Source organism: Paenibacillus sp. SAF-068 (assembly GCF_051967555.1).
Classification (GTDB): domain Bacteria; phylum Bacillota; class Bacilli; order Paenibacillales; family Paenibacillaceae; genus Paenibacillus.
Window position 1 is genome coordinate 149,366 of sequence record NZ_JBQCJX010000006.1, and the last position, 21,804, is coordinate 171,169.

The 21,804-nt window shown below is 46.8% G+C and carries 18 protein-coding genes; 17 read left to right on the plus strand and 1 reads right to left on the minus strand.

The features are described from left to right. Positions 1–92 precede the first annotated feature (92 nt). From ACTHPG_RS24630 to ACTHPG_RS24700, 15 genes are all read left to right on the plus strand, one after another. Entirely contained in the window at positions 93–1,790 is a 1,698-nt protein-coding gene (locus ACTHPG_RS24630; RefSeq protein ID WP_440391966.1) for an ABC transporter substrate-binding protein, read from the plus strand. A 202-nt stretch (positions 1,791–1,992) separates the two neighbouring features. Beyond that, positions 1,993–4,374: a glycoside hydrolase family 95 protein gene (locus ACTHPG_RS24635; protein WP_440391967.1), complete on the plus strand. Its 2,382-nt coding sequence runs from the start codon at positions 1,993–1,995 to the stop codon at positions 4,372–4,374. A gap of 16 nt (positions 4,375–4,390) precedes the next feature. Further along, positions 4,391–5,752 (plus strand): GH1 family beta-glucosidase, encoded by a 1,362-nt coding sequence (locus ACTHPG_RS24640; protein WP_440391968.1) that lies wholly within the window; start codon positions 4,391–4,393, stop codon positions 5,750–5,752. 355 nt (positions 5,753–6,107) lie between these two features. Then, complete coding sequence (locus ACTHPG_RS24645) at positions 6,108–6,371, plus strand: hypothetical protein (protein ID WP_091038518.1); 264 nt, start codon at positions 6,108–6,110, stop codon at positions 6,369–6,371. A gap of 319 nt (positions 6,372–6,690) precedes the next feature. Then, positions 6,691–7,665, plus strand: coding sequence for a ubiquinol oxidase subunit II (gene cyoA, locus ACTHPG_RS24650; protein WP_440391969.1), 975 nt, complete (start codon positions 6,691–6,693; stop codon positions 7,663–7,665). 21 nt (positions 7,666–7,686) lie between these two features. Next, positions 7,687–9,657, plus strand: a complete 1,971-nt coding sequence (locus ACTHPG_RS24655) for a cbb3-type cytochrome c oxidase subunit I (RefSeq protein WP_124118137.1) — start codon at positions 7,687–7,689, stop codon at positions 9,655–9,657. After that, on the plus strand, positions 9,658–10,278 hold the full coding sequence (gene cyoC, locus ACTHPG_RS24660) for a cytochrome o ubiquinol oxidase subunit III (protein WP_215077952.1): 621 nt from the start codon (positions 9,658–9,660) through the stop codon (positions 10,276–10,278). It begins immediately after the preceding gene. Next, positions 10,279–10,608 carry a cytochrome o ubiquinol oxidase subunit IV gene (cyoD, locus tag ACTHPG_RS24665; RefSeq protein ID WP_091019256.1) on the plus strand — a complete coding sequence of 110 codons (330 nt, stop codon included), beginning with the start codon at positions 10,279–10,281 and terminating at the stop codon, positions 10,606–10,608. It begins immediately after the preceding gene. A 216-nt stretch (positions 10,609–10,824) separates the two neighbouring features. Continuing rightward, complete coding sequence (gene kduI, locus ACTHPG_RS24670; protein WP_440391971.1) at positions 10,825–11,664, plus strand: 5-dehydro-4-deoxy-D-glucuronate isomerase; 840 nt, start codon at positions 10,825–10,827, stop codon at positions 11,662–11,664. Positions 11,665–11,758: 94 nt separating this feature from the next. Next, positions 11,759–12,517, plus strand: coding sequence for a DeoR/GlpR family DNA-binding transcription regulator (locus ACTHPG_RS24675; RefSeq protein WP_440391972.1), 759 nt, complete (start codon positions 11,759–11,761; stop codon positions 12,515–12,517). Positions 12,518–12,595: 78 nt separating this feature from the next. After that, positions 12,596–13,348, plus strand: coding sequence for a 2-dehydro-3-deoxy-D-gluconate 5-dehydrogenase KduD (gene kduD / locus ACTHPG_RS24680; protein ID WP_076333584.1), 753 nt, complete (start codon positions 12,596–12,598; stop codon positions 13,346–13,348). Between the two features lie 37 nt (positions 13,349–13,385). Beyond that, entirely contained in the window at positions 13,386–14,231 is an 846-nt protein-coding gene (locus ACTHPG_RS24685) for a sugar phosphate isomerase/epimerase family protein (protein WP_440391974.1), read from the plus strand. Positions 14,232–14,467: 236 nt separating this feature from the next. Further along, a complete protein-coding gene (locus ACTHPG_RS24690) occupies positions 14,468–15,775 on the plus strand; it encodes a homocysteine synthase (RefSeq protein WP_440391975.1) in 1,308 nt (435 codons plus the stop codon). 422 nt (positions 15,776–16,197) lie between these two features. Beyond that, entirely contained in the window at positions 16,198–18,213 is a 2,016-nt protein-coding gene (locus ACTHPG_RS24695; protein ID WP_440391977.1) for a heavy metal translocating P-type ATPase, read from the plus strand. A 144-nt stretch (positions 18,214–18,357) separates the two neighbouring features. Further along, complete coding sequence (locus tag ACTHPG_RS24700; RefSeq protein ID WP_440391979.1) at positions 18,358–19,167, plus strand: alpha/beta fold hydrolase; 810 nt, start codon at positions 18,358–18,360, stop codon at positions 19,165–19,167. A gap of 167 nt (positions 19,168–19,334) precedes the next feature. On the opposite strand, the gene ACTHPG_RS24705 is transcribed toward ACTHPG_RS24700, so the two are convergent. Further along, positions 19,335–20,066: a ZIP family metal transporter gene (locus ACTHPG_RS24705; RefSeq protein ID WP_017692233.1), complete on the minus strand. Its 732-nt coding sequence runs from the start codon at positions 20,064–20,066 to the stop codon at positions 19,335–19,337. A gap of 256 nt (positions 20,067–20,322) precedes the next feature. Here ACTHPG_RS24705 and trxB point away from each other — a divergent pair, with 256 nt between their 5' ends. Together trxB and ACTHPG_RS24715 are read left to right on the plus strand one after the other, a co-directional pair. Beyond that, positions 20,323–21,264, plus strand: a complete 942-nt coding sequence (gene trxB / locus ACTHPG_RS24710) for a thioredoxin-disulfide reductase (protein ID WP_036668032.1) — start codon at positions 20,323–20,325, stop codon at positions 21,262–21,264. A 62-nt stretch (positions 21,265–21,326) separates the two neighbouring features. Then, positions 21,327–21,557 carry a glutaredoxin family protein gene (locus ACTHPG_RS24715; RefSeq protein ID WP_036668031.1) on the plus strand — a complete coding sequence of 77 codons (231 nt, stop codon included), beginning with the start codon at positions 21,327–21,329 and terminating at the stop codon, positions 21,555–21,557. The last annotated feature ends 247 nt before the right edge of the window (positions 21,558–21,804 follow it).

Below are 21,804 nucleotides of genomic sequence, written 5' to 3' on the forward strand. Positions count from 1 at the left end.
GTATCGTAAGCGTATTCAATAAAAGTGGTATCCTCAGGCAAAAAGCCTGTTATACAGATAAAACCTTCATAAATAATAGGGGGAACTAGACAATGAGAGGCAAAATGAAAGGCAATACACCCAAGACGTTTGCAATGTTAATGCTCGCAAGTGCAATGTTGGTTACAGCCGGCTGTGGGAATTCGGGATCGAAAGAGACTACAGAATCCAGCGGTACCGAACCAATAACAGTGACGTTCTTCGGAGCGGATGCAAGTCCAACCTGGAACAAGATGCAAGATGCTGTTGGTAAAAAGATCACGGAGCAAACAGGCGTAACAATTGAAGCTGAATATGATGTGAACGATGGTGGTAACCAGAAGATTGCACTGATGGCTGCCAGCGGTGATTTTCCTGATATGATCTACCCTAAAGGTAACTTGTCCAAACTGGTGGATGCAGGCGCGATGCTGGATCTCACGGATCTGATTGAAGAGCATGCTCCCAATTTGAAAAAAATCTATGGGGAACAGATGAACCGTTTGAAATACAGTCTCGAAGATCAAGCGATCTATACCATTCCAACCAATATGGGTGTCGATAACGTTACGTTTGACGCTACAGGTGGATTCGAAATTCAGCAAAGAGTATTGAAAGAGCTGGGTTACCCTGAAGTGAAGACACTTGAGGATTACGAGAACGTACTGAGAGCTTATTATGAAAAACATCCAACGATTGATGGTCAGCCAACCATTCCTTTGACATTAAATGCGGATGACTGGAAGATCATGATCACGGTAACGAACCCGGCCTTCCAGGCGACAGGTGCACCGGATGACGGTGAATATTACATTGACCCTGAAACGTATGAAGCTAAGCTGCACTACAAACGTCCAGAGGAAAGAGAATATTTCCGCTGGTTGAACAAAATGTACAACGAAGGCCTACTGGACAAAGATGCTTTTGTTCAAAAGGATGACCAATATAAGTCTAAAATTGCCAGTGGCCGTGTCCTCGGTCTGATTGACCAAGAGTGGAACTACCAGGAAGCGGAGAACGCGCTCAAATCATCGGGCAAAGATGATGCAACATATGCTCACTTCTCTGTATCACTTAACGATGAGATTGTGGATCACACGTTCCAACCAGCCGGATTTGACGGTTATGGCATCGGGATTACAACTTCAGCCAAAGATCCAGTGCGGATCATCAAATTCATGGATTGGCTTGCTTCCGATGAAGGACAAGTTCTGAGAAACTGGGGTATCGAAGGCGAGCACTATAACGTAGAAGATGGAAAACGTGTGATTCCAGATGAAGTTCAAGATCGTAAAACAAATGACAACTCCAATTTCAGTAAGGAAACAGGAATTGGGATGTATAATGTATTTAGTGCAAGATACGGTGATGGTGTAAAAGATTCTACAGATAACTACTACACAACAAACTTCCCTGAGCAGATTGTAGCTGGTTACACAGCTGCCGAGAAAGAAACATTGAAAGCTTACGGAATTACGACATGGAAAGAGTTCTATCCAGCTGAAGAAGATCTGCCAGTTAAGGATTGGGGCGCAGCGTATAACATGTCAGTACCTTCCGGTACAGACTATGAGGTAACTTTCCAGAAAACGCAGGATATCATCCGTAAACGGATTCCGGAAGCTGTTCTGACTACACCAGCGAACTTTGATGCAACATACGATGCTTTACTGGCTGATTTGGACAAAGCTGGTGCAGTTGAAATGGAGAAACAATTTACGGTTTGGGTTAAGGAACGTGTCTCCCTGTGGACAGGAAAAGATGTAAAATAATATGGATTGCCTGCAATCATAGTTAAACAAGGAAAGGCCCTGTGAAGGGCCTTTTTTGATGTGGTTGATGTGTGATGATTTGCATTGACGCAAATTTGGAAATCACATATAATTTCCTTATTGTAAGCACTTACCGAAAACGTTTTACGTTATGAAGAAATATTTAAGTTTTCTAAAGTCGATTAAGGAACAGGAGCTAATCATGTCCCAACACAATAACCAAACTAAAATCAATCGTCTATGGTATCGACAACCGGCAAAACGCTGGGAGGAAGCATTGCCCATCGGAAACGGCCGTCTTGGAGGCATGGTGTACGGTGGCGCAGCAGATGAACGAATTCAGCTCAATGAAGATACATTATGGTCAGGGTTTCCACGGGATACGATTCAATACAGCAGTCAGCGGTATTTGAAGCAGACGCGGGAGTTGATTATGTCTGAACAGTATGGTGAAGCTGAGGATTTGTTGAACCGTGAAATGCTCGGCCGTGATGTGGAAGCCTACCAGCCGATGGGTCATTTTCTGTTGCACCATGAGGGTCTGGATGATCTTTCGTATGATGCATTTGAGCGTGAGCTTGATCTGGAATCGGGTATTGCGACCACGACGTACTCATGGGAAGGAACTCGTTATGTACGTGAAGTGTATTCCAGTGCTTCAGATGATCTGATGGTCTGCACATTGACTGCTGATCGGAAGGGCGCTGTGAGTGTAAGTGTTGCCCTGGATAGTCCTCATCCTTATCGCATGGAGACTTCAGGAGATGCACTAACCATGTTCAGTCGTTGTCCAAGTCATGTGGAGTCCAATTATTTCAGGGATCACCCGGAATCCGTCCTCTATGAAGAGGATCGGGGAACCGCATATGCTGTGCGTTTGGAAGTTACGGCAACAGGCGACCAGGCACAGGTCTCCAATCTGGAAGGCAAGTTACATATTCAGGGTGCTGATCAGGTTGTTTTCTATCTGGCGGCGGCTACGTCCTTTGAACGTTACGATGTGTTGCCTGTGAAGGAGAACCTGGTGCTTGAAGAGGAATGCGAGAATGTCATCTCCAAGGCGATCACACATGGTGCGGAAGTGCTTCGGGAACGACATGTGCAAGATCATCGTGTGTTGTTTAACAGAGTCTCTATTGATTTGGGTGTATCGGTTAATGCCGAATTGCCTACGGATGAGCGGTTACAGGCCTATCAGGCTGGGGAACAAGACCCTGGACTGGAGGCAATTTATTTTCAATATGGAAGATATCTGTTAATGGCTAGTTCGCGTCCGGGCAGCCAGCCTGCCAATCTGCAGGGAATCTGGAATCAGCAGGTAGAACCGCCATGGCATAGTGATTACACCATCAACATCAACACCGAGATGAATTACTGGCCGGCAGAAGTCTGCAATCTCAGTGAATGTCATGAGCCGCTGTTTGATATGCTGACCGATCTCAGTGATACAGGACGCAGAACGGCGCGCATTCTGTACGGAGCACGTGGATGGACCGCGCATCATAACGTGGATATCTGGAGGACCTCTACGCCGACAGGCGGAGATGCAAGCTGGGCTTTCTGGCCGATGGGCGGGGTATGGCTTACCTCGCATCTATGGGAGCATTATCAATTTACCGGTGATCAACGTTTTCTTGAGGAACGTGCCTACCCCATCATGAAAGAGGCTGCGCTGTTCTGTCTCGATTGGTTGGTGGAAGGGCCCGATGGTTATCTGGTTACGATTCCCTCCACCTCACCAGAGAACAAGTTTCTTACTGATGCTGGAGAGGCGCGGAGTATATCGATGGCTTCAACAATGGATATGAGCTTGATTCGTGAGTTGTTCAGCCGTTGTATTGAAGCCGCGAAGCAACTGAATTTGGATGAGTCACTGGCAAGTGAGTGGCGTGAGGCTCTAGAGAAGCTTTATCCATTCCGAATTGGAAGTGAAGGACAATTGTTGGAGTGGTTTAAGGATTTTGCCGAATCCGAGCCAGGGCATCGTCACGTCTCTCACCTGTATGGACTGTATCCCGGGGAGCAGATCAATCGAGTCCACACACCGGAACTGGTGGAAGCAGCACGAATATCGCTTGAACGTCGTATCTCACAAGGTGGCGGGCATACAGGATGGAGCTGTGCTTGGTTGATCAATCTGTATGCACGACTGCTGGATAGCAGCCAGGCACATCAGTTTGTGCGCACATTGCTCGCCCGATCCACACATCCGAATCTCTTTGATGATCATCCACCATTCCAGATCGATGGTAACTTTGGAGGCACGGCTGGAATCGCCGAGATGTTATTGCAGAGCCACTTGAACGAACTGCATTTACTTCCAGCATTGCCTGACGTCTGGGCTCAAGGCCGTGTGGAAGGACTTCGTGCAAGAGGTGGTTATACGGTGGGCATGACGTGGACAGACCACAAGCTTGCTTCAGCGGTCATCGAGGCAGACCGAAATGACTCGCTGTCTCTTCGCAGTGCTTATCCGCTGCGAGTGGACGGACATGAACAGGCGAAGGCAGAACTTACGCCTCAGGGCGATTATGTAATTCATTTAACCATGGCCGCAGGACAGACGATCCGCGTGTCACTATGAGACGGAGGAGTAAACCATGACGATTTTTAAATTTCCGCAAGATTTTCGCTGGGGTACAGCAACTGCTTCCTATCAAATCGAAGGAGCCGCACAGGAAGGTGGACGCGGGGTATCGATCTGGGATACGTTTGCTCGCACCCCTGGCAAAGTATATAACGGAGATAATGGTGATGTCGCGTGTGACAGTTACCATCGGTACGAGGAAGACATCGAACTGATGAAGAAACTTGGGATTAATACATACCGGTTCTCCATTGCCTGGCCACGTATTATTCCTGATGGGGATGGTGAGATCAATCGGGAAGGGCTGGATTTCTACCACCGCTTTGTGGATGCATTGCTGGAGGCTGGGATTGAACCGTTTCTCACGCTGTACCACTGGGATCTGCCACAAACGTTGGAGGATGACGGTGGCTGGGGCAACCGCAGAACGGTCGATGCCTTTGTAAAATATGCCGAAGTGATTTTCAAAGAGTTCTCAGGCAAAATCAACTTCTGGCTGACATTCAATGAACCATGGTGTATCGCGTTCCTGTCGAACCTTCTCGGGATTCATGCGCCAGGAAACAAAGACCTGCAAACGTCAATCAATGTTGCTCATGGCTTGTTGGTTGCTCACGGTAAAGCGGTCCAATCTTTCCGTCGCTTGGGTATAACGGGACAGATCGGCATTGCTCCGAACGTCTGCTGGGCTGAGCCGTACAGCAAATCTCCCGAGGACCAGGCTGCGTGTGACCGATCGATCGCGCTCAATACCGATTGGTTCCTTGACCCGATCTACAAAGGCACGTATCCGCAATTTATGGTGGATTGGTTTGCAGAAGCGGGTGCTACTGTTCCCATCCAAGAAGGTGACATGGAAATTATCTCGCAACCGATCGACCTGCTCGGCATTAACTATTACACAATGGGAATCAATCGCTTCAATCCGGAAGCAGGTGCTCTTCAATCGGAAGAAGTTGATATGGGCTTGACTAAGACGGATATCGGCTGGCCAGTGGAATCACGCGGGTTGTATGAATTCATGCATTACTTGCAAAAGTACGGCAATGTGGATGTATACATCACGGAGAACGGTGCTTGCATCAATGATGATCTGGAAAATGGCAAAATTAATGATGATCGCCGGATTGCCTATTATGAACAGCATTTGGCTCAAATTCACCGCATCATTAACGACGGTATTAACCTGAAAGGGTACATGGCGTGGTCATTAATGGACAATTTCGAATGGGCAGAAGGCTACCGTATGCGTTTCGGTCTCGTTCATGTGGACTATCGTTCACTTGTAAGGACGCCGAAGGAGAGTTATTACTGGTATCAGAATGTCATTAAGAATAATTGGCTGGAAACACGGAACGAACATAATCCACAATAGATGCATTCGTGTTTGGGAAAAGCAGGTCCTCATTATATATGGATACCTAATTAATGAAGAGAAAGACGGTAACATTGGAGTATTCCAATGCACCGTCTTTTTTTGTTTTTTTACTGTTGAAAATGAGTAGTTCATAAAGGTTTCATAAGGTCAAGTGTCTTTCCTGTTATGAAGAGACGATTTTTGGGTTATAAGAAGTAAGGAAGAACTTAATAATGTTTTGTCAACGGGTAAAATAAAAATAAAGTGTCCAAATTGAGAAGAAAATTTGAACATTTGTTGACTAAAAATCATACTGATGTGGTATATTGGTATAAGGAAAGCACTTACAAAAAGGGAAAAGGAAGTGTTTACTATGGCATCGAAGACAGCAATGGTCAGCCAATTGGAGCGCAAAGACAAAAATATGCGGCGCGCCGTCTTGACGATGACAGTTCTGGCATGGGTCGCACTCATTACGGGAGTGGTCATGTGTCTAATCAATTTGAATGACTTTAATGATCGTAATCTTGGTTTGATGGTCGGTATAGGATTCCTTGTAGGTAGTGTGTTTATTTACGTTATTGCCAAAGCGATTGGCCTTGTTCATACACGCCGGGAAGACGAAGGCGCCGATTGATTATAATCCTGCGTTAATTCGTTCATAATAAGACTGGATAAGTACCCGGAATCCAGTCAATAAAACCCTTTGCGGATTCGTTGACATTGTTCAACGGGGACTGCAAAGGGTTTTATTTTGTGACTTGATGTGTAAAGATTACAATAAGCAAATATCAACCATGCAAGCGATTTGTGAGAAAAAATTCACACATTTAAGGTGTAAAATCGACAAATTTGTTAACATGAACAAAAAAGTTGTTCATTTCTGATATCTTTAGTAGGAAGAGAGTAGTATACTGATTTTTCAGTATGAGCGAATTTAAGGAGAGGGGATCAAAATGAACAAGAAACCTAGGTCGCTAATCCGGATTATCATTCCGGTTGTCCTGACGTTGGTTACAATTGCATTGATTGTCTGGCCAATGCTGGCAGGCGGGCAGTACGTTGTTCTGGATCCGAAGGGGCCAATTGGCGCTTCGCAGAGAGATTTGATTGTCATCTCGACAATTTTGTGTGCTGTCATCATTGTGCCAGTACTCATTTTGTCTGCCGTAATCGTATGGCGTTACCGCGATAAGCCGGATAACAAAGCTGCTTATGAGCCTAACTGGTCTCATAGTACGAAGGCGGAGGCAATCTGGTGGACGGTTCCGATTATCATTATTGGACTGCTTGCCATTGTTACTGTTCGTTACACGTACGATCTGGAGCCTTCGAAGCCGTTGGCTCACGAGAAAGCACCAATTACTATCCAAGTGTCTTCACTGGATTGGAAATGGTTGTTTATGTATCCTGAGCAAGGGATTGCAACGGTCAACACGCTGAATATTCCGGCAGACCGGCCCGTGAAATTTGAACTCACTGCGGATTCACCAATGAACTCATTCTGGATTCCGCAACTTGGAGGACAGATTTATACGATGTCGGGTATGGCGATGACCTTGTATCTGCAGGCAGATCATGAAGGCAAGTACTGGGGTTCAGGCGCTAACTTCACAGGTGAGCATTTCGGAGAAATGCGTTTTGATGTGAATGCTACATCGGACGAAGATTTTGACAAATGGGTAGCTGAAGTGAAACAGAATTCCCAGGAGTTGACTACAGAAGGTTACAAGGCGCTGGCTGAACCAGGAACAAGCAATGTTGCTTATTACTCTGCGTTCCCAGAAGGATTGTTCCAAAATATTGTGACCAAGTATGTTGTAGATGGTCAAAGTGCTCACAGTAAGCATGGAAGTTCAAGTGAAGCTTCTGGAGCCATCCAAAGTCCAACCAATGTGTCCAATCAAGATGAGGACAAGAGTGCTAACTAAAGATTCGAAAGGAGGCCCCCAATGTTAGAGAGACTTAAAGAGTTTGCATCGGAGTTTTTCGTAACTGGCGACCCGCTGATCTATGGAGCAGACGTGGCCATCGGTATTACGATGATTACGATCGTAACGGTGCTGACTTATTTCAAAAAATGGGGCTGGCTCTGGCGTAACTGGTTAACTACCGTCGATCATAAAAAGATCGGTATTATGTATATCATTGCTTCCATTATCATGTTGTTCCGTGGTGGTGTGGATGCATTGATGATGCGTCTGCAGCTGGCTATGCCTAACATGGATTTCTTACATCCTGAACATTATAATCAGGTCTTTACAACTCACGGCACGATCATGATCCTGTTCATGGCGATGCCATTTATGTTTGGTTTGTTTAACGTTATCGTGCCATTACAGATCGGAGCAAGGGACGTTGCCTTCCCGTTTCTGAATGCATTGAGCTTCTGGTTATTCTTCCTGGGAGCAATGCTGTTTAACCTGTCCTTCGTTATCGGTGGTTCACCGGATGCGGGATGGCTGAGTTATCCACCTCTATCGGAGCTGTCACACAGTCCGGGGGTCGGACAAAACTTCTATATATGGGGTATACAGATATCGGGTATCGGTTCCCTGGCTACCGGTATCAACTTCCTGGTTACCATCATTAAAATGCGTGCGCCAGGCATGAGATGGATGAAAATGCCGATGTTCACATGGTCGGTATTCTCCACATGTATCATTATCTTGTTTGCTTTCCCGATCTTGACTGTGACACTTGCATTGCTATTCCTCGACAGGTTTGCCGGGGCGCATTTCTTCACACTTGATCTGGGCGGTAACCCAATGATGTATATCAACTTGATCTGGATGTGGGGTCACCCTGAGGTATACATTGTCGTCTTGCCGGCATTCGGTGTGTTCTCCGAGATTGTAAGTACCTTCTCTCGGAAAAAACTGTTCGGTTACAAGTCAATGGTATTTGCAATGTTAATTATCAGCTTCCTGTCCTTCTTTACATGGGCGCATCACTTCTTCACGATGGGTTCGGGAGCGGACGTGAATGCATTCTTCGCCGTAACTACGATGTTGATTGCCATTCCAACAGGGGTTAAAATATTTAACTGGCTATTTACCATGTATCGAGGAAGGATTCGCATGGCGACTCCGATGATGTGGACACTTGCCTTTATCCCGTGCTTTATTGTCGGGGGTATGACAGGCGTTCTGTTATCCGTTGCTCCTGCTGACTTCCAGTTCCACAACAGTTACTTCCTGATTGCCCACTTCCACCAAGTATTGATCGGTGGCGTTGTCTTTGGATACTTCGCTGGTCTGTATTACTGGTGGCCTAAAATGTTCGGTTTCCAACTCGAAGAGAAACTGGGCAAATGGGCATTCTGGACTTGGAATATTGGTTTCTATGTCTGCTTCATGCCGCAGTACGCTGTTGGTCTAATGGGTATGACACGTCGTCTGAGCACATACGGCTGGGATACCGGCTGGTGGGAACTTAACTTCGTATCCACAATCGGGGCATTCCTGATGGGTGTCGGATTCTTGTTCCAAGTTGCACAAATTGCAGACGGTATTCGCAAATACAAAACACTTAAAGCATCCGGCGATCCATGGGATGGTCGTACGCTCGAGTGGTCGATTCCTTCACCAGCTCCAGAGTACAACTTCGCTGTTACACCGCGCGGAGATGATATTGATGAGTGGTGGGAAGAGAAAGAACGTCGTGCGAAAGGCATTCATCCGCCTGAGCCTGTATATGAGCCAATTCATATGCCGAAGAATTCTTCGATTCCGTTCATTATGTCTGTCTTCTGGTTTGTAGCCGGCTTTGGCTTCGTATTCGGTTGGCTGTGGATGGCGATTCTTGGACTTGCTGGCGTAGGCATCTGTATGATCGCCCGTTCATTCTCTTACGATACGGATTATTACATTCCGGTCGACGAAATTAAGCGTACCGAAGCGTCGTTAAGGGGGTCGGTATAGATGGCTCAAGCAGCCGCTAAGCACGGTGAGAATCATGCGCATGGTCATGACCATGGCCACCATGATCCACAGGAAATGAAAATTCTCGGATTCTGGTTCTTCCTGATTTCCGACGTTATCTTGTTCTCCGTATTGTTCGCAACCTTCATTGTGTTGCGTGACAATACGGCGGGCGGACCGATTTTGTCCGAACTGATCAAAATGCCTGGTGTTATCGCCGAGACATTTATCTTGCTCACGAGTTCATTTACGAGCGGACTTGCCGTTCTGGCAATGAACCAGGGTAAAGTAAAACAATTGATTAACTGGCTGATTGTTACAGCTGTTCTGGGTGCAAGCTTTATCGCCCTGGAGGTTTACGAGTTTGTTGAGATGGTTCACGAAGGCTTTAGTTACACAACGAGTGCAGCATCTGGTGCATTCTTCACCCTCGTGGGTACTCACGGACTTCACGTATCGCTTGGTCTGATCTGGATGATCGGACTCATGTTCCAACTGAAAAAACGTGGGATTACCGACGTTACTCGCGGTAAGATCAACGTTATCAGCTTGTACTGGCACTTCTTGGACGTCGTATGGATCTTCCTCCTGTCGATCGTCTATCTCATGGGGGTGATGTAGATGGCAGAGCACAACTCACATGATTCCCACGGCCATGAACAACATGGCTCACTGAAGTCTTATGTCATCGGCTTCATTCTGTCTGTCGTACTGACAATCATTCCACTTGTAGTGGTTTTGAATGACATGATGGGCAAAACAGGAACACTCATTGTGATTCTTGGTACAGCAGCACTTCAGTTTGTGGTTCAACTCTTCTTCTTCATGCATATCCGTGAAACAGAGAAACCGCGCTGGAATGTCATGGCCCTTATTTTCGGATTACTGATTATGATGACCATCGTAATTGGTTCGATCTGGATCATGCTTAACAACGCTGTTGCACATTAATAGTTAAATCAAAGAAGATCTCCCGGTCTGTGTTACAGACTGCGGAGATCTTTTTTTTGCTCTTATTTAAGAGATAAACATCATTACTGATTAATGATATGAATGATTTTAAAAATAAAGGTACACAAAAGATACATAATGAACTAAAATGAACTTATATGAACATTTTCAAACTCAATCCCAACTAATTTAAATGACGAAAGGAATGGATTAATAATGGAAAATCGTTATGCTGCACATCCCAATGAAGTGAAAACGTATGATACATCTCGCCTGCGTGAGGAATTTTTGATGGAGCAACTGTTCGCAACCGATGAATTGGTAACGGTGTATTCTCATGTGGATCGTTATATTGTGGGAACGGCTGTACCTGAGAGCAAGGACATTTCCCTTGAAGTGAACCTGAAAGATATCGGAACGAACTTTTTCCTGGAACGTCGTGAAATCGGTATCATTAATGTAGGTGGTCACGGAACAGTAACAGCGGATGGACAAGGTTATGAGATTGGTGCCAAGGAATGTCTCTATATCGGCAGAGGTGTGAAGGAGGTTGTGTTCACGAGCAGTGACAAGGCTCAACCTGCCCAATTCTACTTTGTATCCACACCGGCTCACCACACCTATCCAACAGTAAAAGCAACACAAGAACAAGCTCAGCCGAATCATCTGGGCAGCATCGAAACTTCCAATGAGCGTACGATCTATCGTTACATTCACCAAGGAGAAGGTGGAATTCAGAGTTGTCAGTTGGTGATGGGTATTACCGAACTCGACAAGGGTAACATGTGGAATACCATGCCTGCACATACCCATAACCGTCGTTCCGAAGTATACTTGTACTGGAATCTGCCTGAGGATGGCGTTGTATTCCACATGATGGGTGAGCCGGACGAAACGCGGCATCTGGTTGTACGCGACCGTCAGGCGATCATCTCCCCAAGCTGGTCCATTCACAGTGGTGTGGGTACGAGCAATTACACTTTCTGTTGGGCGATGGCTGGTGAGAACCAGACGTTCGAAGATATGGACGGCGTAGCGATGAAAGACTTGAAATAATAAATTACAGATGTCTGCGTTAATTGGCAGGTAATGTGGACACGTGAACTTATTCTTGTTCAATTAACTCAGGTAGTATAGGAAGTTGATTAGGATGAATCCATTGAAAAGACATGAAAAAATTATGGAGGCTCTGCTGGAGCGCCAGGAAGTAACCGTCAGTGATCTGAGTGAGTTGTTGCAGGTGACTGGGAAAACAGTGCGAGAGGATCTCGACAAGTTGGAGAGTATGGGACTGCTTGTACGTGTCCATGGTGGGGCTATGCTGGCTCAGAATGACCAATATGGCATCTTGAATAGCCGCGGAGTTATCGAGAAGCATCATTCGGAGAAAACGGAGATTGCTGAACGTGCCCTGGCTTACATTCGACCTGGAGATATCGTTGCTCTTGATGGTGGCAGCACGACGCTGGAGATGGCCAAACGTCTCGATAATCAGCCACTGACGGTCGTAACCAATGACTTGTTCATTATTGCGGAGCTTACCAAGAAGGAGCAAGTGCGACTGGTTGTGCCTGGCGGGGCTCGTGTACGGAATATGCTGGTGGGGGATGATACAGCTGCCTTTATCTCCGGTCTTAACATTCATAAAGCCTTTATATCCACGACAGCACTTCATCCGGAATTTGGATTATCCATATACACGGGAGATCTCGTTCCTTTGAAAAAAGCAATGATATCTGCCTCGCAGCAGGTATACGGCGTTGTGGATCATTATAAATTCGGACAATTTGCACTGCGAACTTTCGCCCAGTGTTCGGAACTGGACTATATTATCAGTGATCATCGTTTGGATGAAGAGACAGTTGCCTTATATGAGCAGAGCGGTGTCACAGTGGATTATCAAAGTTAACCTCATTCATGATTCATGGGATTAAAGAACGGACAGATCTATGGATTGCATATCAAAACCATGCGGAGGGAATCATTCATGAACCCATTTGATTTAAGCGGACAAGTTGCACTGGTGACAGGTACCTCGGGAGGACTTGGACAAGGGATGGCCATTGGCTTGGCAGAAGCAGGTGCTGATGTGGTGCTGGTCTCTTATTCCAAACCTGCGGAAACGGCAAGTGCGATTGAAGCACTCGGACGCAAAGCTTATGTGATTGAAGCGGATTTAAGTCGGGAAGATGAGTTGGCGGCTGTGTTCGAACAGGCTCTTGCCTTCCAGGGCAGAATTGACATTCTCGTCAATAATGCCGGAATCATTCGCCGCACACCTGCGGCTGATCATGCAGGACAGGATTGGCACGATGTAATTGGCCTCAACCTGAACACGGTGTTTTTCCTGAGCCAATTGGCTGGCAGACATATGATTGAACGCGGAAGCGGCAAGATCATTAATATTGCATCCATGTTGTCCTATCAAGGTGGAATTAATGTACCTGGTTATACAGCCAGTAAACATGGTGTTGCGGGTTTAACCAAAGCACTCGCCAATGAATGGGCAGGCAAGGGAATCCAGATTAACGGTATCGCACCTGGTTATATGGAAACCGACAATACTACCCAGATCCGTGCAGACGAAAATCGTTATCGGGATATTACAGCCCGTATTCCTGCGGGACGCTGGGGTACTCCTGAAGATCTGAAAGGCCCGGTTGTCTTTCTGGCATCCGCGGCTTCGGATTATCTGAATGGTCATGTGCTGAATGTCGATGGCGGCTGGATGGCACGTTAATCTCTTGATAATCGGATTAGCATAAGGAGGCAGTGAGATGAAACTTGGTATTCTGGCGCATACATTTGGCAAACAGCCTACAGCACAGCTTGCGCAGACGATTGCAGATAACGGATTCAATTCTGTACAGCTGGCGCTTGCCAAAGCATTATCCGATGTGGACTCATCGAATGGCAAGCTAAGCCCCGGTCTGGCAAATGAGATTGGAGACCAATTTGCACAGCGCGGAGTGAAGATTGCGGTACTGGGCTGTTATATTAATCCGATTGACCCTGATCCCATAAGCCGGCGGGCAGACATTGACCGATTCAAGGAGCATCTGCGTTATGCCCGGGATTTTGGTTGCAGTATGGTAGCAACGGAGACCGGAAGCTTGGACACCTATCAGGGTACACATCCGGATGGATATGAAGAGAAGGCGTGGAGTGTGCTGAAAGAAACGGTGGAGGAGTTGACTGAGGAAGCGGAGAAGTGGGGCGTGCATGCGGCAATTGAGCCTGTGTCCACACATACCCTTCATACGCATGAACATATGACCCGTTTGTTTGAAGAGATCCCTTCATCCAATCTGGGGATGCTGTTCGACCCGTGTAATCTGATCAAATATCCACATGCAGCAGATCAAGGGGCTTTCTTGCGCGAGGTGATGGAATCGCTGTATCAGCGCATGATTGTGATCCATGCGAAGGATGTAGCCTTCGATGCACAGGGAGAGAAGTTCAATCCTGTACCTGGGGCAGGCATACTGGATTACCCGTTATTTTTTGAATTGTTAAAAACGTATAAGCCACATATCGATATTTCACTTGAAGGTGTAACTGCAGAGGAAGCCGTGCCTGCGGCCAAACATTTGCGTGAAGTATGGAATGCAGTTCGTGTCTAAAAAACCTGCATCAGGTATGGTATACTGAAGCCAAAGTAGCTGGAAAACCTTTGCGAGGGCAAAGGTTTTTTTGGTACAGATATTGATAAAATACATACTAAATTTTTCTTATCGGAACAATCGGAAATAAGTCTTTTCAAATGCGACATCTTGTGAGAGAATATGGAAAACATACGCCATCATGAGAAGACATTAGGAACTTAAAGAACGTATATATCGAGGGAGGATTCAGATTTATGTCAAACGAACGTGAGCTTTCATTTGAAACATTGGCAATTCATGCAGGCCAGGAGATTGATCCAACCACCAACGCACGAGCAGTTCCTTTGTATCAGACAACATCCTATGGATTCAAGGATACCGAGCATGCAGCTAACCTGTTTGGTTTGAAAGAGTTTGGCAACATCTATACTCGTCTGATGAATCCAACAACCGACGTATTCGAGCAACGGATTGCGGCGTTGGAAGGTGGAGCTGGGGCATTGGCTACAGCTTCTGGTCAAGCAGCCATTACGTTTTCACTTCTGAATATTGCTGGTGCAGGCGATGAGATCGTGTCTTCGGCGAGTTTGTATGGAGGTACATACAATCTATTCTCGACGACTTTGCCGAAACTGGGTCTGGACGTAAAATTTGTGGATTCCAGTGATCCTGAAAATTTCCGGGCAGCGATTACGGAGAAAACGAAAGCATTGTATGCCGAAACAATCGGTAACCCGAAGGGGAATGTACTTGATATTGAAGCGGTGGCAGCGATCGCTCATGAACATGGTATTCCTTTGATCGTGGATAATACGTTCCCAAGTCCGTACCTGCTTCGTCCAATCGAACATGGAGCAGATATTGTCGTTCACTCTGCAACGAAATTTATTGGGGGTCATGGTACATCCATCGGTGGCGTTATCGTGGATAGCGGAAAATTTGATTGGAAAGCAAGTGGTAAGTTCCCAGGATTGACGGAGCCGGACGCCAGTTATAACGGTGTTGTATATACGGAAGCGGTTGGACCGATTGCTTATATTATCAAAGCTCGTGTACAACTTCTACGTGACTTGGGTGCAACGATCTCTCCATTTAACTCATGGTTGTTACTGCAAGGACTGGAGACATTACATCTGCGCGTAGAGCGTCATAGTAGCAACGCCCTTGCGGTTGCGGAATTCCTTGAGAAACATGAGGATGTGTCTTGGGTAAGTTATGCAGGTCTGCCGAGCCACGGTTCTTACGAGCTTGCACAGAAGTATCTGCCAAGAGGGCAGGGTGCCATTCTGACCTTTGGAATCAAAGGCGGTGCGGAAGCGGGTCGCAAATTGATTGAAAGTGTCAAACTGTTCTCTCACCTTGCGAACGTCGGCGATTCCAAGTCACTGATTATTCACCCGGCAAGTACGACTCACGCACAGTTGACCGAAGATGAACAAACTGCCGCAGGGGTTAATCCGGAGTTGATTCGTCTGTCGGTGGGTACGGAGAACATTCAAGACATTATCTATGATCTGGAGCAAGCAATCAAAGCAAGTCAGGGAGCAAGTGTAGGCGCGTAAATGGTACTGGGTGAATGTGAAACATTTACTTAAGCGATATGCCATAAAATGTTCAAACGCCTATCAATAGATGCTTTAAGCCGTTGTCCTCATGGACAGCGGCTTTTTGCCTTTTTGAACACGCATTTAGGAGTGGCCGTCGAAAAATACCCATTTACAAATGCGGATCACAGGCATATACTGATTAAAAGTTGTATTGGGTAAAAATAATTGCATAAGTACAAAAATGATTATCATTCTCATTGGAGAATGATTGCAAAATCATTCACAAAACCATGCTGCTGCGGGATTCCCGCAGCAGCATGTGTCATTTTTAGGGCATTAACAATGGCTCTCATTCTCAATACAACTTCATGTATGGAAGCGGAACTTGAGCACATTCACTGTCCGCAAACCTACCATTCGAAAGGAACGTGATCCATATGCAAGCGATACATCAACCGCTACACAGACAGAACCAAGCAGAACAAAGCTCATCCCAGACACCCGGCCCCAATCGGGGCAAGAAGCCTGATTTTCGAGCCATGGTGCAGAATAAAGAGATGCAATCGGCATTGGGCAGCGGGTTGTTGATGCTGATTGCCTGGGGAACTGCGCCTTATTTTGGTACCTTCTCCATCATGCTTTACATTGTGGCGTATGCCGTGGGCGGTTGGACCAAAGCGAAGGAAGGCATCGAGACACTGGTCAAGGACCGTGATCTGGATGTGAACCTGCTGATGATTGCCGCATCCCTTGGGGCAGCAGCCATCGGTTACTGGAATGAAGGCGCGATGCTGATCTTTATTTTTGCACTCAGTGGCGCTTTGGAAAGTTATGCGACAGAGCGCAGCCATAAGGATATCTCATCTTTACTGGCGCTTAAGCCAGAAACTGCATTGCGGATTGAGGACGGACGGATGAACCTTGTGGCTATTGATGACTTGCAGCCGGGTGACTTGCTGTTGGTCAAACCGGGAGAACTCATTCCAGCAGATGGTGTCGTGTACCGGGGAAGTTCTTTTATCAATCAGTCGTCCATCACAGGAGAATCCCTGCCTGTGGACAAAGTTGCCGGGGAAGAAGTCTATGCAGGTACGGTAAACGGGGAGGGCGCATTATACGTAGAGGTCACCAAATCGGCGGAAGGGTCACTGTTCGGCAAAATCATTAAACTGGTGGAAGAAGCGCAGGCGGAAGTGCCGGATTCCCAGCGTTTTATGGAGCGGTTCGAAGGAATATATGCACGAATGGTTGTAGCGGTTACTTTACTCGTGATTGCAGGAACTCCACTGCTGCTTGGCTGGACATGGAATGAGGCATTCTATAAAGCGATGGTATTTCTGGTTGTTGCTTCGCCTTGTGCACTGGTGTCTTCGATCATGCCTGTCATACTGTCCGCGATGTCCAGCAGCGCCCGCCGTGGCATTCTCTTCAAGGGAGGGGCCCATATGGAGAATATGGCTCGCACGCAGGTCGTGGCTTTTGACAAAACAGGTACATTGACCATGGGCACCCCGCAAGTCACAGATATTATTACGGCTGAACATGTAGATCGCGCCGAGCTGTTAGCTGCGGTAGCAGCAATTGAGAACATCTCCATGCACCCTTTGGCTCGTGCCATCGTAGATCAGGCGAACAAGGAGAACATTACACTTCAGGAAGCGGAGCACGTACAGGCCCTAACAGGCTGGGGCATCGAAGGAACGGTAAATGATGTGGTCTGGAGCATTGGCAAAACAAATGGATTGGGATCGATGCAGTCAGAGAAGATGAAAAACGGTAACATGGATGAACCGGATAAACAGGCTGTTAACCATGCGAAGGTATCTTCTGAATGGGAAGATGTACGCTCCCGTCTTGAGGGGGAGGGAAAAACCGTATCTGTTGTTATGGCGGATGGTGAATTGGTGGGGCTGATCGCCATGCGGGATACGGTACGACCTCAGGCAGCAGCCGCAGTGAGAAAGCTGGAAGCGATGGGTGTTAAAGTGGCAATGTTAACAGGAGATCGAACCAGATCCGCTTCTGTGATTGCGCACGAAACGGGGGTAAGTATGGTCTATGCAGACTTGCTGCCGGAAGATAAAGTGAAGCAGGTACAAGCGCTCCGCAAACAGTATGGACCTGTGCTGATGGTAGGGGATGGGGTTAATGATGCACCTGCAGTTGCGGCGGCGACGGTCGGTATGGGGATGGGATTATCCGGCAGTGGAACTGCACTGGAGGTTGCTGATGCGGTACTGATGAACGACAACATTGAAGAGATCGCTTGGGTGATTGGGCAGGCACGCCGAGCACAGCGGACGGTTAAACAGAATATGTGTTTTGCCATCACCGTTATTCTGGCTTTAATTGCGGGTAACTTCCTCCAAGACGTGGCATTGCCTCTGGGTGTGGTAGGTCACGAAGGCAGTACAATTCTGGTTATTCTGAATGGGCTCAGGCTGCTAAGGTAATTCGTTTTTGAAGAGGAAAGTGAAGAATTGGTTTTCGCTGGTCGTATGCGGCTGGTTGAACGGCTCGGGTTTGAACCTTGGGTCAGCGGGTAATGATGCGAAGAGAAAGTTGCTATCATTCGAGGATAAAGGGAGCTGTGAAAGATGGGGCGTTACGTACAAGTGGAACCGAATGTAAAAGTATATGTTGAAGATATCGGCGAAGGTACACCGGTTGTCTTTTTGCACGGCTGGCCTGTTAATTATAAAATGTTTGAATACCAATTGAACGTACTTCCGAACCATGGCATTCGTGCCATCGCGTTAGATTTTAGAGGATATGGCTTATCGGATAAGCCTTCCACAGGATATGATTATGATCGCATGGCAGACGATGTTCGTGCCGTTATTGATGATCTGGAGCTGAAGGATGCGGTACTCGCGGGATTCTCCATGGGTGGTGCAATCGCAGTTCACTACATGGCTCGTCATAAGGGACACGGTGTCTCCAAACTGGCCTTGTTATCTGCGGCAGCCCCTGTGTTCACACAGCGGGAAGGTTATCCATATGGATTGACTTCAGAGCAGCTGAACGAACAGATCATTGAGCCAATCTTTGCAGATCGTCCGAAGTTGCTGGAGACGTTTGGCGGCATGTTTTTCACGAAGAAACACAGCCAGCCGTTCATGGATTGGTTCCATGCACTGGGCATGGAGGCTTCATCCTATGGTACCATTCGCAGTGCAATCGCTCTGCGTGATGAGGACTTGCGAGGTGACCTGAGTTCAATTCAGGTGCCGACAGCCATTTTGCATGGGAAAAAGGATGAGATCTGTCCGTTCGAATTTGCGGAGCAAATGCATAAGGGCATCGCTTCGTCTCAATTGATTGCTTTTGAAGAAAGTGGTCATGGTGCATTCTATGATGAATTGGAAAAATTCAATTCGGAACTGATTCGATTTATTCAATCCTGATCAGGATAGGGCGTAAGGTCTCTGACAGGCAATCCCATTAATTTCATGGAATCTTCATTTGTGGCTAAAAAAAGAACCCGGTCGACAGCTTTAGGCTGTCTGCCCGGGTTCTTCTTGTTGTGATTTAAGGCGCCTTATTCGTTGTCATGTAAGTATTCGCTCTGCAATCAGAACAGTTCGGTCAAACCGATCATCGTAATGAGTCCGAGTAAAAATGAGATGGTCGCTACACGTGCATTGCCGTCACCATGACTCTCTGGAATGAGTTCCTTATAGACAATGAACATCATCGCACCGGCTGCAAATGCCAAACCATAAGGGACAAGGCCGGCTACGAGACTGCTTAATGTGTAACCAATCATTGCGGTAATAATCTCGACCGCTCCGGTTAGGGTGGCAATACCCAACGCTTTGAAGCGACCAATGTTCTGATTCACTAGGAAAAGGGCCACGAGGAATCCTTCCGGTGCATTCTGCAGTCCGATGGAGAAGGCAATGAGATTGCCCAAGTTCTCATCCGAGCTTGCATAGCTGACTCCGACGGATAACCCTTCGGGCAGGTTATGCATGGTAATGGCTGCAATAATCATGAAGGCTTTGGCTTCAATTTTAAAAGGCATTTTCTCGGGATTCTCCAGATCGACGTGTGGAATCTTCATCTCCAGCACCAGTAGCACCAGGCTACCAAGCATAATACCAAATGCGAGCACAAAGAGATTCGATTGGCCAAGCGCTTCGGGAATGAGATTATACACCGAGGCCGAGGTCATAATACCTGCGGCGTATGCCAGCAAGATATCACGCAGACGGTGCGATATTTTGCGCATAAATAGAATGGGTACGGCTCCTAGGCCGGTAGACATGGCTGATATAAAACTGCCAATGAGTGCATCGTTCATGCTTCCATTTTCCCTCCTGATGAAGACTTCTTCATAATCGCTGCCGAGCATTGACACCGTACATAAAAGAGATCATAATGAACAACAGATTAGAATGATTATAAATTAGAATTCCGTTTCTGCATAGGGCATTTGTCATTACACGGGCAGGTCTTGTGGACATGATATGGGCTTTTCGTTCTAGTGTATGCAAAAGCATAAGCTTTTGATGCCGGAGGGACTAACCTTTTTGCAGAACCCGGGGGAGGAACTATACATGTATAAATCAATTATTATTGGAACAGGCCCTGCAGGGCTGACAGCAGCAATCTATCTGGCACGTGCCAACTTGAACCCACTCGTTATCGAAGGACCACAACCTGGTGGCCAACTGACAACAACGACGGAAGTGGAGAACTTCCCAGGTTTCCCTGATGGCATTATGGGTCCTGAACTGATGGACAACATGCGTAAACAAGCTGAGCGTTTCGGTGCTGAATTCCGCACAGGTTGGGTGAACAACATCGACATGAGCGAGCGTCCGTTCAAGATTCAAGTAGAAGGTATGGGGGAACTCGTATCCGAAACATTGATCCTGTCTACCGGTGCATCTGCTAAATACCTGGGTATCCCTGGTGAAGAAACGAATGTAGGCCGCGGTGTCAGCACATGTGCAACATGTGATGGATTCTTCTTCCGTAACAAAGAGATCATCGTTATCGGCGGTGGTGACTCTGCCCTGGAGGAAGCAAGCTTCCTGTCCCGTTTCGGTTCCAAAGTAACGCTGGTGCACCGTCGCGAAGAACTGCGTGGCTCCAAAATCATGCAGGATCGTGCACGCAGCAACGAAAAAGTAGAAATGGCTTTGAACCGTACACCACTCGAAGTACTTGCTGGCGACAATGGCGTAACCGGATTGAAAGTGTTGAACAACGAAACAGGTGAAGAAGAAGTGATTCCGGCAAGCGGCGTATTCGTAGCCATCGGTCACACACCAAACACGGGATTCCTTGGCGGACAGATCACTACGGATGAACACGGTTATATCCTGACTACACCAGGTACATCCGAGACAAACATCCCAGGCGTATTCGCATGTGGTGACGTTCAGGATACACGTTACAAACAGGCGATTACAGCTGCAGGTAGCGGATGTATGGCTGCCATGGACACAGAGAAATACATTGAAAGCTTGGAACACAGCGCAGTTGTTCTGTAATAGAATGAGCTGTTTTCAACCAAACTATAGATTAATATAAAACCATATGAGGTGAATTAAACATGGAAAACGTAATTGTATACACATCGACGAACTGCCCGAACTGCAAATCCGTAAAAACATTCCTGGCTGACAAAGGGATCTCTTATGAAGAGCGCAACATCGAAACTAGCGATGAGTTTGCACAACAAGTGTGGGACATGGGTGTACGTGCCGTGCCATTGACGGTAATTGGTGAACACCGCATTCTGGGTATGAACAAAACCCAATTCGCCAAAGCATTGGACGCTTAAATTACGCTGAGATCTGGAACATGATATGTTGAAGAACGTTTCGATTCATGTGAAATTCCGGTTTTCGCGAGCCGTTAGGATATAGAAAGAACCGTACCCGGAAGGGTACGGTTTTTCGTGCATTTACTCTGAGTAAATTGGATGGATTGGAAGCTGGTCGCAGACACCTTGAAGTTGTAAGGTGATGTCACAATGAATAATCGCTTGGAATTGTCCAATGCCCAGAAGTACGATATCCTTTTCTTAA